Annotated in this window: 12 protein-coding genes; 9 read left to right on the forward strand and 3 right to left on the reverse strand. The window is 56.5% G+C overall.

The annotated features are described in order from the left end of the window. Nucleotides 1–52: 52 nt before the first annotated feature. The 3 genes from B0H98_RS07540 to B0H98_RS07550 all read right to left on the reverse strand — a co-directional run bounded on the left by B0H98_RS07540 (nt 53) and on the right by B0H98_RS07550 (nt 4,466). A complete protein-coding gene (locus B0H98_RS07540) occupies nt 53–949 on the reverse strand; it encodes an alpha/beta hydrolase (protein WP_106374453.1) in 897 nt (298 codons plus the stop codon). 87 nt (nt 950–1,036) lie between these two features. Continuing rightward, on the reverse strand, nt 1,037–3,268 hold the full coding sequence (locus B0H98_RS07545; protein WP_106374454.1) for a right-handed parallel beta-helix repeat-containing protein: 2,232 nt from the start codon (nt 3,266–3,268) through the stop codon (nt 1,037–1,039). 160 nt (nt 3,269–3,428) lie between these two features. Next, nucleotides 3,429–4,466, reverse strand: a complete 1,038-nt coding sequence (locus tag B0H98_RS07550; RefSeq protein WP_106374455.1) for a lactonase family protein — start codon at nt 4,464–4,466, stop codon at nt 3,429–3,431. A gap of 194 nt (nt 4,467–4,660) precedes the next feature. Here B0H98_RS07550 and B0H98_RS07555 point away from each other — a divergent pair, with 194 nt between their 5' ends. The 9 genes from B0H98_RS07555 (at nt 4,661) to B0H98_RS07595 (ending at nt 15,832) form a co-directional block, all read left to right on the forward strand. Further along, a complete protein-coding gene (locus B0H98_RS07555) occupies nt 4,661–5,815 on the forward strand; it encodes a mandelate racemase family protein (RefSeq protein WP_106374456.1) in 1,155 nt (384 codons plus the stop codon). 105 nt (nt 5,816–5,920) lie between these two features. Then, nucleotides 5,921–7,711 carry a sodium:solute symporter family transporter gene (locus tag B0H98_RS07560; RefSeq protein ID WP_106374457.1) on the forward strand — a complete coding sequence of 597 codons (1,791 nt, stop codon included), beginning with the start codon at nt 5,921–5,923 and terminating at the stop codon, nt 7,709–7,711. Nucleotides 7,712–7,851: 140 nt separating this feature from the next. Further along, nucleotides 7,852–8,571: an oligogalacturonate-specific porin KdgM family protein gene (locus B0H98_RS07565; protein WP_106374458.1), complete on the forward strand. Its 720-nt coding sequence runs from the start codon at nt 7,852–7,854 to the stop codon at nt 8,569–8,571. A gap of 190 nt (nt 8,572–8,761) precedes the next feature. Further along, nucleotides 8,762–10,477 carry a pectate lyase gene (locus tag B0H98_RS07570; protein ID WP_106374459.1) on the forward strand — a complete coding sequence of 572 codons (1,716 nt, stop codon included), beginning with the start codon at nt 8,762–8,764 and terminating at the stop codon, nt 10,475–10,477. Between the two features lie 192 nt (nt 10,478–10,669). Beyond that, nucleotides 10,670–11,587 carry a 5-dehydro-4-deoxyglucarate dehydratase gene (gene kdgD, locus B0H98_RS07575; RefSeq protein ID WP_106374460.1) on the forward strand — a complete coding sequence of 306 codons (918 nt, stop codon included), beginning with the start codon at nt 10,670–10,672 and terminating at the stop codon, nt 11,585–11,587. 39 nt (nt 11,588–11,626) lie between these two features. Continuing rightward, nucleotides 11,627–12,487: an amidohydrolase family protein gene (locus B0H98_RS07580; RefSeq protein WP_106374461.1), complete on the forward strand. Its 861-nt coding sequence runs from the start codon at nt 11,627–11,629 to the stop codon at nt 12,485–12,487. 94 nt (nt 12,488–12,581) lie between these two features. After that, nucleotides 12,582–13,379, forward strand: coding sequence for an NAD-dependent epimerase/dehydratase family protein (locus B0H98_RS07585; protein ID WP_106374542.1), 798 nt, complete (start codon nt 12,582–12,584; stop codon nt 13,377–13,379). Between the two features lie 149 nt (nt 13,380–13,528). After that, complete coding sequence (locus B0H98_RS07590) at nt 13,529–14,206, forward strand: FadR/GntR family transcriptional regulator (protein WP_340162377.1); 678 nt, start codon at nt 13,529–13,531, stop codon at nt 14,204–14,206. Nucleotides 14,207–14,254: 48 nt separating this feature from the next. Continuing rightward, nucleotides 14,255–15,832 (forward strand): aldehyde dehydrogenase (NADP(+)), encoded by a 1,578-nt coding sequence (locus B0H98_RS07595; RefSeq protein ID WP_106374463.1) that lies wholly within the window; start codon nt 14,255–14,257, stop codon nt 15,830–15,832. Nucleotides 15,833–15,895 lie beyond the last annotated feature (63 nt).

The following is a 15,895-nucleotide window of genomic DNA, read 5'->3' on the forward strand; positions in this document are numbered from 1 at the left end:
GAATTATCTGTAGCTGTAAAAGGCGGGGGTTCCCGCCTTTTGCTTGCGCTGTTTATTCGGGCATGACGCCGATCTGCCCCATCCACTGGGCTAACAGGTGTGGCCAGCCGGTCACCGGTTTGCCCTGGGCACCGGCGATGCCAAAGCCGTGCCCGCCATCACGGAAGATATGCAGTTCGGCCTTCACGCCGGCGGCGTGAAGTGCGCTGTAAAACGCCACGGCATTGGCGGGCGGGACGGAAGGGTCGTCATCGGCCAGTACCAGAAACGTTTCAGGGGCATCGCTGCCAACGTGCTCTTCCGGGGAGTGGTCGCGCTTTTGCTGCGGCGTTGGGGTATCGCCCAGAAGGGCGGCACGCGAGCCTGCGTGAACGCCGTCATCCTGCATGGTGACAACTGGGTAAACCAGCGCGACAAAATCTGGCCGTGCCGAAATGGCCTGCTCATCGCTATCGGCCGGATACGCTTCTCTGCCGTATCCCGTGGCAAGCGATGCACCAAGGTGTCCCGCGGCCGAAAATCCCAGAAAGCCGATCCTTTCAGGGTCCAGACCCCATTCGTCGGCATGTCCGCGCACCAGACGCACTGCACGCTGGGCATCCGCCAGCGGCGCATCAGCGCGGTTGTCATGCCCTTCGCCAGGCAGGCGGTAGGTCAGAAGAAAGCTGGTAACCCCTAGCGTCGCCAGCGCCTTGGCAATTTCGACCCCCTCCTTGTCCAGTACTATCCGCCGGTAAGAGCCGCCGGGTGCGATAATGATGGAGGTGCCGTTAGGGTTCTCGGGAACCCAGGCGGTGACGCTGGGCGTAACGATACCCGTAAGCGCGCGGTCCGCGCGGAACAGGTTATTTGAGCGCTCTTCCACCAAGGGGGCCAAGTCGGTTGGCGTGCCTTCAGGACGATCGTTCCAGAGCGGCAGCACCGCTTCGTGCTCTAGTGTTTCAGCCATGGCAATTCCTGTACGCATCAAGCCTCACACGCATAAAAAAGAGTGCTTGAGGCTGAATATCACCTCAAGCACTCAACCCCAACCTGCTTAATCGAATACTAGCTTTTGAAGGGCCAGTGCCTGTTCGCGGCGCTCGCTTTCCGTATTGGCCTGCTGCTGAAGCAGCGCCTTGATATCGTTCAGCGTTTCTTCGTCATAGGGCGATGAGCTAGCCTGCGAGTCTTCCTCCTGGATAAACCAGTTGTCGTCACTGATATCGCCATGGACGCTGTCCAGGTAATCGCTTTCGCTCTCCAGACGCAGCGATACGTTGCCTTCAAGCTTGGCGGACTCCAGCTGGTCGCCGTAGGGGCTCTGGCGAACAATGAAGTTGAAGCGCTTGTTGTCGATGGCCACGTTGTCGATGATGGACAAGGCGCCCGAGTTGAAGTTATCGGTGAAGCCATCCATACCATTGTTGAACGAAAGATTACCCTTCACGGTGTGGGCAACGGGAAGGCCTTCGCCGCCCAGCTTGAAGCCATTGCCCAGGTTGCCACCTGTCTGTTGGGTGTTGAAGGTCTGGCCATTGTTGAACGCAATGGAGTTGGTAATGGTGACGGCACCGTTGGGGCCATCCTCTACCTTGTTGAACAGATCCCAGCCATCGTCGATATTGTGGTGCGAGATACAGTGGTCGAACGAGTTGCTTTCGCCAATACGCATCTTGGCGGCAAAGCCGTCGGCGTTGATGCCGGAGGCGTCCTCGTTGTTGTAGCTTTCGCTATAGCGCACCGTGTTATGGCTCGCCCACAGGGCGCGGCCGACGTTATCTGGTGAGGTGATCTGAAAGCCGGTGTCTGGTGCGCTATGGGTCACGATATGCTCGAACACGTTATGGCTGCCGTGCACGATCAGGCGCTCGCCGGCGACTTCCAGGTGATCCAGCTGCCAGTAGTGGGCGTTATGCGAGACCATGCCGGTAAAGCGCACCTCGGCATCTTCGCCGGAAAGCCGCTTTAACGCGTCTGGCGTGCCACTGGCGGTCAGGGGGATTTCAACCGCATCATATTCGCCGCTGGCGAGGTGAATGGTGCCTCCCGGTGCGACCAGCGAAATGGCCGATTCCAGATCCAGCGGATTTTCCAGATCGCCTGACTGCCCTGCACGGCCATCCGGCGATACGTGAAGATTATAAGGGTCAGCAACGCTCATAGGCTCAAGCGTCAGCGTGGTGTGCTGGGGCTGAGTGTCCGGTCCTTCGGAAGGCGTGAAGGTAACGTTCAGCTCGGCAGGTTCGCTGACCTCAAGCGGAAAGTGCCACAGGTGGCCGGCTTCTACTTCCTGCGCCTCGCCAAGCGCTTCGCCATCCCGGGTGATGCTGAAAGTGCCTGCGTAGTTGGCCAGTGCCTGCAGCGTGTAGTCGGGCGTTGTCACGACGCCAGGGGAGGCAAGTGACCAGACGAGCGGCATTTCGGGCGCCTGATACGCGGCGTCTTGACGGGTGTTTGCATCAGAAAGGTCGAGGGTGATATCGGAAACGCTGAGACGGGCATTGCGCGAGGCAAAAAAGCCCACATGCTGATGCTCCGGGTCTTGCACCTCGACCAGGTTGGCGGGCGCTTCGCTCAGCTCATGGCGGTAGGTTTCATCGCCGTCTTCCAGGGTGACGCTGAAATGCTCGTCGCTGCGCTCAAGGCTCATGCGGTAGGTGTGTTCACTGCCGTGAGGTATATCTTCAGCATAATCTTCTTTACTCAGCCGGTTACCCGGATTTCCCCAAGGGTCTTGAATGCCCTCACGGTATACCGCTGTCGCGTTTGCCAGCCCGTCATTTTCCCGCGTGTGCGAGCGCAACAGGTTCATGACCATATTGGAGGCGGCCGGAAACTCTTCATGCCCAAGAGGCTGCGGGTTGGCGCGCGGCGCGCCCAGCACATCGCGCACGATAATACCGGCGCCTTCCTGGCGATTGGGCGTTGCCCCGGTTTCCGGCCCTAGCTGCTCTAACGTAAGCGTTGCCGTGAGGATGAAGTTCTTGTCGGTTGGCAGGGTAGTGTAATAGAAGGTGCCGCCTTCATGAGAGTTGGCGAGTTTCCCGCCCCGGCTTTCGATCGTCACGTGGTCGAGCAGGGCGCCGGAAGTGACCGGTTCACCGTCGTGGGTCACCTCATTGGTGCCGACCTTTTCGGGCAGAATCGTAGAGCCGAAATTCAGATCCGTTGACTGGCCGAAGGTGATGCTCTGCCAAACGAGTTCGGAGGTATCGTCGGCCTGTGCCAGCGAAAAGCCCAGGGCGGGCGTCATGACGGTCAAGGCGAGCGTAGCTATTTTTCTCATGAATAAACCTTATGGTCTTTATGATTATTCTTGAAGGGCTGGCCACGACCCGAGAGAGGGTGGTGGCTCTAAAATGTGTCAAAAGATAATACATAGTACGTTTGATGCTACACATTAGCGAAAAGTATGACAGTGCTGATTCAAGATGCGGATATAGCCTTTAACGTATCTCGATCCAATCCGGGCTCTGGCCAACCGGCAGGCGATCAGTCAACGCTAGATAGCCGGTATTTTCGTCAATGCGATAACTCGCAATATGATGGGAGAACTGCCCGGCGGCAATCAGGTAGTGACCACAGGCGCTAAGCGCGAAACCGCGAGGGCGGTTTTCTGTTTCAAAATGCTTTTCGAAGATAAGTGTGCCATCTGGTTGCACGTTGAATAAGTGCAGCGTCGAAGTGGCTTTTTCGGAGGCATAAAGAAAGCGGCCATCTGGCGATATATGAATATCTGCTGCCTGAAACGCCTCTTGTTGATCTGGCAAGTGCGCCGTTTGCAGGTGGCTTAAACCTGCTGTGTCGTAACGAACGACGCTAACGGCTCCGTTGCGCTCGCCGATGATATAAGCGATAGGCTGGGCAGGGTGATAGGCAATATGCCTTGGCCCGGTGCCCGCTGAGAGCGTTAGTTCATCAACTTGCTGGACTGAAAAGGAGCTGCCGCCACCTTCCACAAGAGATTCCCATTGCCATTGATATATAACGTCTTTACCCAGCCCGGTTGCCAAGATGGTCTTGTCATCTGGCGCCATGCTCAGCATGTGTGCGTTAAGAATTTCCCGAATACGGTGCGCTTGATCCGCGACACGGCGATCTTTCTGTATGCCAAAAATACTGACGTGATGATCGATAAACGATGCGCTGAGCAGGTGTGTGTCATCCGCGCTTGTCTGGATATAGGCCAGGTTGGACTCCACGGGCGTATTGCCCAGATGCTGCAGGCCGCCTTTTGGATCAATGGTGAAACTGGCAATAAAGAACGGTTCACCGCGTGAAACGGCATAAAGCGTATTGCGCGCGCGCGATAGGGCAAGAGGCATGGCACCCCCGGGTTTTGCAAGACCTGGCAGGCGCATGTGGGACACGTATTCAAGCGTTCCAGTTGCTAGCGATAGAGTGACGGTATAAAGCTCTCCGCTTAGCGCGCAGCCTACATATAGCGTCTTTTTTTGATCGATCATCGGGTCTTTCAATCCCATGTTGAGTGTCTTTTATATGGCTTTAAACAATACTCATAAAATCGTTATTTGTGCTGATTGTCTGACTTAGTAACTTCATACCATTGTCTATATTGTTGTCCGCAGTGTGTTTCTCTAACATTAAACATATTATGTATTACCTTAAGCAGCCATATCAAATGTAAAAATACGCGAATCATGAGGGCCAAGGCACGATGAAAATCGAATCCATATCCGTAGACGTTATCCGCTATGAATCCAAGTTGGCCCGCGACAGCGCCGGCCATGCGCATGCTGGTAAACCCAGCGAAGCACAGATTGCCATGCTCTCCATCACCGCTGAAGACGGCACCAAAGGGTACGCTTTTGCACCCAAGGAATTGATCCGGCCTTACATCGTTGAAAACTACTTCAAGAAGGCAGCCATTGGTAAGCCTGTGCATGCGCGGGAACTTATCTGGCAGGATCTCTGGTTACGCCAGCGGGGCAGCGGAGCACAGCTCACCGACCGCGCCATGGCGGTGCTCGATCAGGCGCTTTGGGATCTGGCCGGCCGCCAGTTGAACGTGCCTGTCTACCAACTGCTGGGCGGTGCGCGAAACAAGGTGAAAGCCTACGCCAGCACCATGTGCGGCGATGAAACGCAAGGCGGACTCTCCACGCCGGAAGAGTACGCTCGGTTTGCAGAGGATCTGGTCGCGCGTGGCTATCAAGGCATCAAGCTGCATACCTGGATGCCGCCGGTCAGTTTTGCTCCCAGTGTCGAGATGGATATCCGTGCCTGTGAGGCCGTGCGAGAGGCAGTAGGGCCCAATGTGGCGCTGATGCTGGATGGCTACCACTGGTACAACCGGATGGACGCCCTGAAAATTGGCCGCGCACTTTCACGCCTGGATTTTGCCTGGTTTGAAGAGCCGATGCCCGAAGACTCCATGGAGTCCTACCGCTGGCTGACCCAGCAGGTAGACGTGCCGGTTATCGGCCCGGAAACCATTGGCGGCAAGCATCAGAGCCGTGCCAGCTGGGTTCAGCACAATGCCTGCGACATCCTGCGTGCCGGTGTGGCCAATGGTGGCGGCATCACGCCCTGTATCAAGGCAGCGCATCTGGCCGAAGCGTTCGGCATGGACTGTGAAATTCACGGCAACGGCGCGCCGAATCTGGCGGTCGTGGGGGCGATTACCAACTGCCAGTGGTACGAGCGTGGCCTGCTGCATCCGCATATGGATTACGACGAGGCACCTGCCTACTTGAACGTCATCGTCGATGAAATGGATGCCCAGGGTTTCGTTCATCTGCCTGATCGCCCGGGCCTGGGTGAAAGCATCAATTTTGAGTACATCCAAAATAATACGTCAGAGAGCTACTGATTCAGCTAATAGGCTGGGCTAGTTCACCGCGTATATTCCAAAGCGCCAGCGTTAACACTATTCGGCAATGCCGATGTTCCAATAATAAAGTGATAAGGGATTCTTATGAGCGTCGATGTCTGGGTAATATTGATTTACCTTGTCTTTCTGGTGGTCATTGGTTGGGTCTTTAAAAACTTCAACACCAATACCAGTGATTACTTCCGCGGCGGCGGTAACATGCTGTGGTGGCTGGTCGGCTCGACCGCTTTCATGACGCAATTCTCGGCCTGGACATTTACAGGTGCGGCCTCTCAGGCCTACGTGAGCGGCTTTGCGATCATTTTCCTGTTCATGGCCAATGCCGCCGGCTATTTCCTGAACTATGTGTATTTTGCCCCGCGATTCAGGCAACTGCGCGTAGTCACGGCCGCTGAAGCATTGAAGATGCGCTACGGCAAACCCAGTGAGCAGACCTTCATCTGGTTCAGCATGTTCGACGGCCTGGTATCGGCGGCAACCTGGTTGAGCGCGCTGGCTATCATCACTTCGGCGGTTTTCGACGTGCCGCTTGAAACCGTTATCCTGCTGGCCGGCATCGCGGTAGTGGCCATGTCCGTTACCGGTGGCGCCTGGGCGGTGGTGGCGTCTGACTACGTTCAGATGCTCATCATCATGTCGGTAACCTTCGTATGCTTCTTCGTTGCCTGGGGCAATACCGACAGCATCGGCACTATCATCTCAAGCTACGACGGCGAGTTCCTGACCGGCAGTGGCTATGGCTATGCATGGCTGTTCGGCTTCTGGGTATTCATGCTGATCATCAAGCAGATCTTCATGATGAACAACACGCTTAACGGCTACCGCTACATGTGTGCCAAGAACAGCAAGAATGCTCGCTATGGCGCGCTGTTCACACTTTGCCTGGCGTTGATCGGGCCGGTTGTGTGGTTCTTCCCGGCCTGGTTCATGCACGCCTATAGCCCTGAGTTTGCGCAAAACTTTACCATGTTGGGTGCCAGCGCCAATGAGGCGGTCTTCGTCGCGTTCGTCAGTGAATACATGCCGGCCGGCATGCTGGGTCTTCTGATGGCCGCCATGTTCGCCGCCAGCATGTCCTCCATGGACTCGGGTCTGAACCGTAACGCTGGCTTCTTCGTGCGTAACTTCTACCTCTCGGTCATCAAGCCACACGCCACCGAGCAGGAAATGCTGCGCGTATCGCGCATCGTCACGCTCTGTTTCGGCGCCATCATCATTGGCATCAGCCTGTTCATCAACTCGCTCAAGAGCATGAGCCTGTTCGAGATCCTGCTGACGGCCAGCGCCTTGATCACGTTCCCGATCACCATTCCCGCCATGCTCGGCCTGATCGTTCGCAAGACACCTGACTGGTCAGGCTGGGGAACGCTGGTAGTGGGTTGCATGGTTTCCTACGCTGTCGGCGCCTGGCTGAGCCCTGAACTGGTGACCAGTGTCATGGGCATGGACATCAGCCCGCGCGAATGGTCGGACTTCCGCGTTGCCTTCGCCATCGGTGCCCACGCGGTGATCACGGGCGGCTTCTTCCTGCTCAGTAGCCTGTTCTATAAAGCTGAAGCTCATTCGCCCGAGCGTGCAGCCGAGCGTCAGGAGATGTGGCAGCGCTGGGAAACGCCGGTAGAGAGCACTGATGCAGACCCGGCTGCCGACGCCGTGGACTACGGGCAGAAAATCATCCTGGGCCGCCTGATCCTGATTGGCAGTGTCATGGTCATGGGGTTATCGCTGCTGCCCAACTCTACCGATGGACGTCTCATCATGCTGCTGTGCGGGGCGCTGCTGCTGATCCCGGCTGTTCTGATGTTGATATCTGCTCGTTCAAGCAAGCGGGCCATGAAAGAAGCCGAGTTGCAGGCACACGTCGCCTATAAGTAGCTATCGATGAAGGGCATCCCGACCTAACGCTCGGCGATGCCCTTCAAAGGTAGTACGTCATAAATGATACAGGAGGGATTGACCCCGTAACGCCAGGCATGTTCGCAACAATAAAAAATCTTTAAATCAAGGTGAATTTAATGAAAAACAAAACGTTAGTAACCGGGATCGCCGCGCTATCCACACTGCTGTGCAGCCACGCTTATGCAAGCTCGACGACCATTTCAACCAAGTACGAACAGACCTTCAGAGAGAATCAGGATTATAAGGTTAAGTTTGGTGTTGGCCACGTTTTCGATAACGACATCGGCATCGCTTTCGAGCATCAGCGCCGGTGGCGAGACGAGGTCAGCGGCAGGCCGGAGCTTGCGGAAAACCTGTTCGGTCTTGGCTATACCTATACGCTGGATGAAGCGAAGCGCTGGTCCATTCAGCCGAAAATCGAGTACAAGTTCAATCCAGGTTCAGAAACGGCTCGCCCCATGTTGCGGCTCAACTACCGACTCAGTGACGACTGGCGTTTAGGGGCACGCTATCGATACGAGTATCAGACGTTCAGTGAAGGTGGCGGTGTGCGTTCCCGAGTGAACCGTTTCGACGGCTATGTAGGCTATGCACTGACCGACCGGATCGGCTTGGCCTGGAATGCAAGCTACGCCTACGTGCTTGGGGATTCGGGCAGCATGTATACCGGCAACAGTGATCGCTGGGAGCATGAGTTTGGGGCGGCTTACCGGGTCAATGCGGCCAATACGCTGGCACTGACTTATAAGCGTAAAGATGAAACCCGCGATAGCGCGACCTACAACGCCGGTAAAAACAACGATGCGGTTCAGGTAACTTACAGCTACCGATTCTAGAAAACGTCACTAACCGGGTGGCAGCTGGATGCTTTTAATGTCTCAAGCAGTGTTCGTTTATTCACGCTAAGCGATTTGATATTTATCCAGCGCCACCTTTCTTTGATATTTGTATGATGTACTACATCTTCAATATCTTTTCTTCGCCGGCTGGGAGCTAACGCTGCTCAATTAACCCGGAGTGATTGAAATGAATCTTCGTTTAGCCTTTAGAACATGCTGTGTACTGACCCTGGCAGCCAGTTATAACGTTTACGCTGACAGCGCGCGCCTGCAGGCGGTTCAGGCCTTTGCCGACACCGTCCTGGATCAGGCGAGCGATCACCACCACGGCGACACTCCTTCGCCGCTGCTGGCAAGCGGTGTAAATCCGCGTACCGGAGAGCAGCTGGAGTGGGTGTTCCCTGATGGACGCAGGGCAGTGCTCTCCAACTTCTCGGCACAGCAGAATCTAATGCGCGTGCTGGTGGGGTTAAGCAACTTGACCGGTGACGAGCGTTACCGTGAGCAAGCCAAAGCCAACGTGCGCTATTACTTCGATAACTATCAGGATGACAGTGGGCTGCTGTTCTGGGGCGGGCACCGCTTCGTCAATCTGAAAACGCTTGAGCCGGAAGGGCCGAGCGAAAAAGAGATGGTCCACGAGCTGAAAAACGCCTACCCCTACTATGAGCTGATGTTCGAGGTTGACCCGGACGCGACAATGGCGTTTATCCGCGGCTTCTGGAATGCTCATGTGTATGATTGGGAAGCCTTGGAAACCAGTCGCCACGGCGAGTATGGCCTGGAAATAGGGGAGCTGTGGGATAGCGACTTCACCCAGCAGCCGCCGTTCTTTGCAACCCGTGGCCTGAGCTTTCTCAATACGGGCAATGACCTGATCTACTCGGCGGGTCTGCTCTACCACTATAACGACGAACCCGGTGCGCTGACCTGGGCCAAGCGTCTTGCCGAGCAGTATGTTCTGCCGCGTAACCCTGAAACAGGGCTTGGCGTCTATCAGTTTACTCAGCCGCTCAAGCGCGATGAAACCGACGACGATAGCGATACGCTTTCCAAGTACGGTGACCGTGCCCAGCGTCAGTTCGGCCCTGAATTCGGCCCCGATGCCCTGGAAGGCAACATGCTGCTGCGCGGGCGCACGGGCACCATCTACTCCGAAAACGCCTTGATGCAGCTGGCGCTGGCAGAATCACTCGGCGACGATGGCGAAGAGCTCAAGAAGTGGACGCTGGACGGATTAAAGGCCTTCGCCCAGTACGCCTACGATGAGGAGACCAATACCTTCCGCCCCATGATTGCTGACGGAACGGATCTTTCCAGCTATACGCTGCCGCGTGATGGTTACTACGGCAAACAGGGCACCGTGTTGGAGCCTTATACGGCAGGCAGCAACTTCATGCTCTCCTACGCCCGCGCCTACACGCTCGAGCAGGATGCTGACCTGTGGCGGGTTGCCCGCGGCATAGCGAAAGGCCAGAAGCTTGGCGATATCGGCGATGCCGGTGGGCAGAATCCGCAGGTCAATCTGGAGACGGGCAACAGCGATCCGTATTCGATTTTTGCCCTGATCGACTTATGGCAGGCGACCCAGCAGCAGGCCTATCTGGATCTGGCCGAGAAAGTTGCTGACAACATTCTTGAAAATAAGCGCGTCAACGACTTTTTTGTAAGAAACCAGGAGGTGGAATACGCTGAAATCGACAGCATCGACCCCTACGCGCTACTGGCATTGGAAGCAGCGCAGCAGGGCGAAATTGATGCGGTAGCACCGTTTCTCAACGGTGGCGGCTTTACCGAAGGCGCCTATCACATGGCGAATGGCGACGTTCGATACTCGACCACCGACAATGAGCTGTTCTCGCTTAAACCAGGTGAAGAGCTCATGCCCAATGGCAAGCGATAGGTAGTCGTTAGTTCTAGAAGTACAGCGTCGATTAATCCCTGATCAATGAAAGGTCTTTATCGGCGCTGCCTGGTTCGGCAGTGCTGAATATCCAAAAGGGACAGGTTCCCACAAATTGATATTGATCCGGCTACTGCTTCCCTTTATAGTTGTGTGATGTATTACAACGAGACATGATACAGGAATAAAAATATGCATTTTTCACGCGAAAAAACGCTGGCTTCCATCTCCAATGGCTTGCTCTCCTTCCCGATCACCGACTTTGACAGCCAAGGCCGTTTTGATCGCGAGAGCTATCAGGGGCGTTTGAAGTGGTTTGTCAGCCACGAAATTTCTGCGGTATTCGTGGCCGGTGGCACGGGCGAGTTCTTCAGCCTGTCGCTTGAAGATTTCCGCGACGTAGTCACCACGGCGGTAGAGACCATTGGCGGCCAGTTGCCCATCATCGCAAGCGCGGGGCAGAGCGTCGAGCAGGCCAAGGCCCAGGCGAAAATCGCTGAAGAGGCGGGCGCCGACGGTATTCTGCTGATGCCTCCTTACCTTACCGAGTGCCCGCAGGATGGCCTGGTCGAGTATGCGCGTGCAGTGTGCGACAGCACCTCGCTGAACGTTATCTACTACAACCGCGGTAACGGCATCATGGACGCGGCTGCGGTCAAGCAGCTGGCGGACGCATGCCCCAATCTGATCGGTCTCAAGGATGGTAAGGGCGATATCCAGGCGCTGAACAAGATCGTCAAGACCGTCGGCGACCGTCTCGCCTATATTGGTGGTGTACCGACTGCCGAGATTTTCGCTGAAGCCTATCTCTCCATCGGCGTTAACACTTACTCATCCGCAGTATTCAACTTCGTGCCGGATATGGCGTCAACGTTCTACAAGGCGTTGCGGGCTGGCGAGCACAAGACGGTCGAAAAGATTACCCGCGAGTTCTTCATCCCGTTTGTTGATCTGCGTGACCGCAAGAAAGGCTACGCTGTAAGCCTGATCAAGCTGGGCGCGGATATCATCGGCAAACCGGCAGGTAAGGTACGTGCTCCACTGGTCATGCCCGATGCGTCAGAGCGCGACCAGCTGGTCGAGCTGATCGAGATTGCCAAGCAGTACTGAATATCGCTACGCAAACCCTTTTCGTTACCAGGAGCCGTGATGTCGATTCCAGAAAATACCCGCCCGTTAACTGGCCCGTCCCCGCGTTTCAAGGCGCCGGCGGGGGCAACCGATTGTCATGTCCATGTCTTTCTGCCTGGTTTCGAAGCCCAGTCGGGCGGCCCGCAGATTGCCGAGCTTGCAACGGTAGAAAACTATAAAGCGCTCCAGCAGTGGTTGGGTCTTTCGCGCGTGGTGATTACCCAGCCCAATGCCTATCAGGGCAATAACGAAGCACTGGTCAAGGCGCTTGAGCAGTTTGGCCCTGACGTCGCGCGCGCCATTGCGGTCATTACGCCCGAGACGTCGCGTCAGGAGATCGAGCGACTGCATGAGAAGGGGGTGCGCGGCGCGCGTATCATGCAGCTACCCGGTGGGGCCGTAGGGATTGATCGCATGCTGGCCGTTGAAGACGTCATTCAAGATATGGGCTGGCATCTGATGGTGCAGTTCAACGGCCGCAATCTGGCGGATTACTACGCCGAGCTTGAAAAGATCAAGGGCCGCTACATTATCGATCATATCGGCAAGTTCATTGATCCGGTCTCCGCCGATGATCGCCGCGTTGACGATATTCTGCGCCTGATCGATAAAGGCAATGCCTGGTTCAAGATCTGCGGTGCTTACGAAACCAGCCTTACGGGTGGGCCGGATTACGCAGACGTTGCCCCCATTGCCAAGCGCGTTATCGAACACGCGCCTGATCGCGTTATCTGGGGATCCAACTGGCCGCACGTGGGGGTAAAGCGCGCCCAGTACCCAAGCGACGCCGAACAGCTGGACGTGCTGCTGGACTGGGCGGATGAGCAGACGCGCCAGAAGATATTGGTAGATAATCCGGCGTTTCTCTATGGTTTTTAACGGCAAGGGTTTTTAACGGCAAGGGTTTTAAGGGCAAACCGGCGTTTCCCTGATACTTGATATCGACCAAATACAAAAGGATATGGAGATGGGTATGTTAAACAGACTATTGGTGACGGGTGCTGCTGGCGGCGTAGGCAAGGCCATTCGCCCCTATTTGAACAAGCTTGCCAAGCATGTTCGCCTTTCCGATATCTCGGATATCGAAAACCCCGCATCGCACGAAGAGATAATGACGTGTGACCTGGCCGACTACGAAGGTGTAAAAGCGCTGGTAGAGGGGTGCGACGGCATCATCCATCTGGGCGGGGTGTCGCTTGAAAAGCCCTGGCAAGGCATTTTACAGGCCAACATCATCGGCACTTATAACCTGTATGAAGCTGCGCGCCATCTGGGCAAGCCGCGCATCATCTTTGCAAGCTCGAACCACACCATTGGCTTCTACGAGCGCACGCAGAAGATCGATACTCAGGTGCCGCACCGTCCTGACTCCATTTATGGGCTTTCAAAGTGCTTTGGTGAAGATCTCGCCAGCCTTTATTTCGACAAGTTCGGCATCGAAACGCTGAGCGTGCGTATCGGGTCCTGCTTCCCCAAACCCGCCGACACCCGCATGCTGGCAACCTGGCTGCATGTCGAAGATCTGATGAGCATGTTCGAGCGTGCCTTCCAGGCCCCCAAGCTTGCCAACACCGTTATTTACGGCGCCTCGGATAATGCCGAGCAGTGGTGGGACAACCAGCGGGTTTCGTTTCTGGGCTGGAAGCCGCAGCACAGCTCCGAGCAGTGGCGCGAGGAAATCGAGTCAAGAGACGACAAGCCGGATGCCAATGCGCCTGAAGTGATTTACCAGGGGGGCAAGTTTGCCTCTTCGAATCATCCAGATGACTGATCGTCATATGTATGATTAAAAAAAGCGGTAGATACTATATAGTATCAAGCATTACGGAGGGCGTTAAACAAGCCTGAAATTCGGATCTACGTGAGAGTTGGTTAAGTATGAATAGCCTTGGCATACAACCTTTGGTGCATGGTGGCAGCTTGTCCCGGCAGGTTTCCCAGCAGCTGGAAAGCATTATCGCACGCCAGGAAATTCCGGTAGGCGATAAGCTCCCCCCTGAAGGCGCGTTGTGCGATATGTTCGGCGTAAGCCGTACGGTCATACGTGAGGCCATCACTCACCTGAAATCACAAGGGCTTGTTGAAACCCGCCGCGGGATAGGAACGCGCGTGCTGCGCTCGCTTCCTGAGCATAGAAGTCCCGAGAAGAAGATTCGACTGCGCACGATCGAGGACATTCTGAATATCCTCGAGCTACGCCTGACGATTGAACCTGAAGTGGCGGCCCTGGCGGCCAGCCGGCACGATGAGCAGGACAAGCAGCGCCTGCTCAAGCTGCATGAAGAGTTTCTTCAAGCCTGCCAGCAGACCACTCAGGCGCGTGACGAGGACCTTGCCTTTCACGCCGCCATCGCTCAGGCAACGCATAACCCGGCGTTCGTCACCATTTATGAACAGTGGGACGTGGGCGCCATTCCTCGCGCAAAGTTGATGGCCGTGGAAGCTGACTCGCAAACCACTTACCAGTATCTGGAAAGGGTGGGTCAGGAGCACGCCGACATACTTGAAGCGATTCTGGCACGCGATGCAAAGGCAGCCAATGCTGCCATGTATCAACATTTAAAACGTGCATACAAGACGTACTATTCATACAAGTAGGCGCGTTTAAGGTGGCGCCCTACGCGAATCTACTAGGAGAGATCGACCATGGCATTGGAAGGCAAACTCTTAATCGGTCAGCAGGCTGTCACCGGCACACGCAAAGATATTCAGGCCACCAACCCGGCCACGGGCGAGTCGCTTGAACCGGTCTACGTGGGCGGTGACCGCAGCCACGTAGAGCAGGCATGTACGCTTGCCTGGGACGCGTTCGATACTTACCGTGAAACCTCGCTTGACGCGCGCGCCACGTTTCTTGAAACCATCGCCGATGAGATCGAAGCGATCGGCAGCGAGCTCATCGAGCGCGCCATGGCCGAGTCCGGCCTGCCCCAGGCGCGCCTTGAAGGCGAGCGCGGTAGAACCTGCGGTCAGCTGCGCTTGTTTGCATCCGTTGTGCGTGCCGGTGAATGGCTCGACGTGCGTATCGACCCCGCCATGCCCGAGCGTCAGCCGCTGCCGCGTGCCGACCTGCGTCAGCGCCATATCGCACTGGGGCCGGTAGCCGTATTCGGCGCCAGCAACTTCCCGCTGGCATTTTCTGTTGCCGGCGGTGATACCGCCTCTGCTCTGGCGGCCGGTTGCCCGGTCGTGGTGAAAGGGCACTCTGCCCACCCCGGTACCTCTGAGCTTGTCGGCCGCGCGATTCAAAAAGCCGTGAAAGCCTGCAACCTGCCGGAAGGCGTCTTCTCGCTGCTGTTTGGCGCGGGTAATGAAATTGGTCAGGCGCTGGTAACGGATCCGCGCATTCAGGCCGTGGGTTTCACCGGCTCGCGCAGTGGCGGCACGGCGCTGATGCGCTCAGCTCAGGACCGGCCACAGCCGATTCCCGTGTATGCCGAGATGAGCAGTATCAACCCGGTCTTCCTGCTACCCGAAGCGCTCAAGGCCAACAGCCAGGCATTGGGCGAAGCCTTCGTTGGCTCGCTGAACATGGGCGCCGGCCAGTTCTGCACAAGCCCGGGCCTGGTGATTGCGGTGAAAGGCGCCGACCTTGAATCGTTCACCCAGGCTGCGCAAAAGGCCGTGGAAGCCAGCGGCGCGCAGACCATGCTGACACCGGGTATTCACAGCGCTTATGAAAAAGGCGTGTCTGCGCTGAGCGGTGAAGCCAACGTGCGTGAAATCGCCCGTGGCCAGACCGGCAGCGGTGAGTATCAGTGCCAGACCGGCCTGTTCGCCACCAGCGCCAGCGATTTTCTGGCATCCAAAGTGCTGCAGGAAGAAGTGTTTGGCGCAAGCTCGCTGATCATCGAATGCCAGGACATGGCCGAGGTGAAAAAAGTTGCCGAGCAGCTGGAAGGCCAGCTTACCGCCACGGTGCACATGAACGATGCCGATGTCGAGACGGCGAAGGCGTTGGTGCCTACGCTGGAGCGCAAGGCCGGGCGAATCCTTGCCAATGGATGGCCCACCGGTGTCGAAGTGTGCCATGCCATGGTACATGGCGGCCCTTACCCTTCAACCTCGGACAGCCGCACTACATCGGTGGGCACGGCCGCCATCAAGCGCTTCCTGCGCCCGGTGTGCTACCAGTCGCTGCCGGAAGCGCTGCTGCCGGAAGCGCTGAAAGAAGCCAACCCGCTCAAGGTAAGCCGCCTGGTAGATGGCAAGCGCGAACTCTGACGCGGTTTTCCGGCCACGCCGGTCGTCTTCAAGGCTATCGGCATGGCCGGATTCAATGATGGA

Origin of the sequence: Vreelandella songnenensis (assembly GCF_003002925.1) — a bacterium.
Classification (GTDB): Bacteria; Pseudomonadota; Gammaproteobacteria; order Pseudomonadales; family Halomonadaceae; genus Vreelandella; species Vreelandella songnenensis.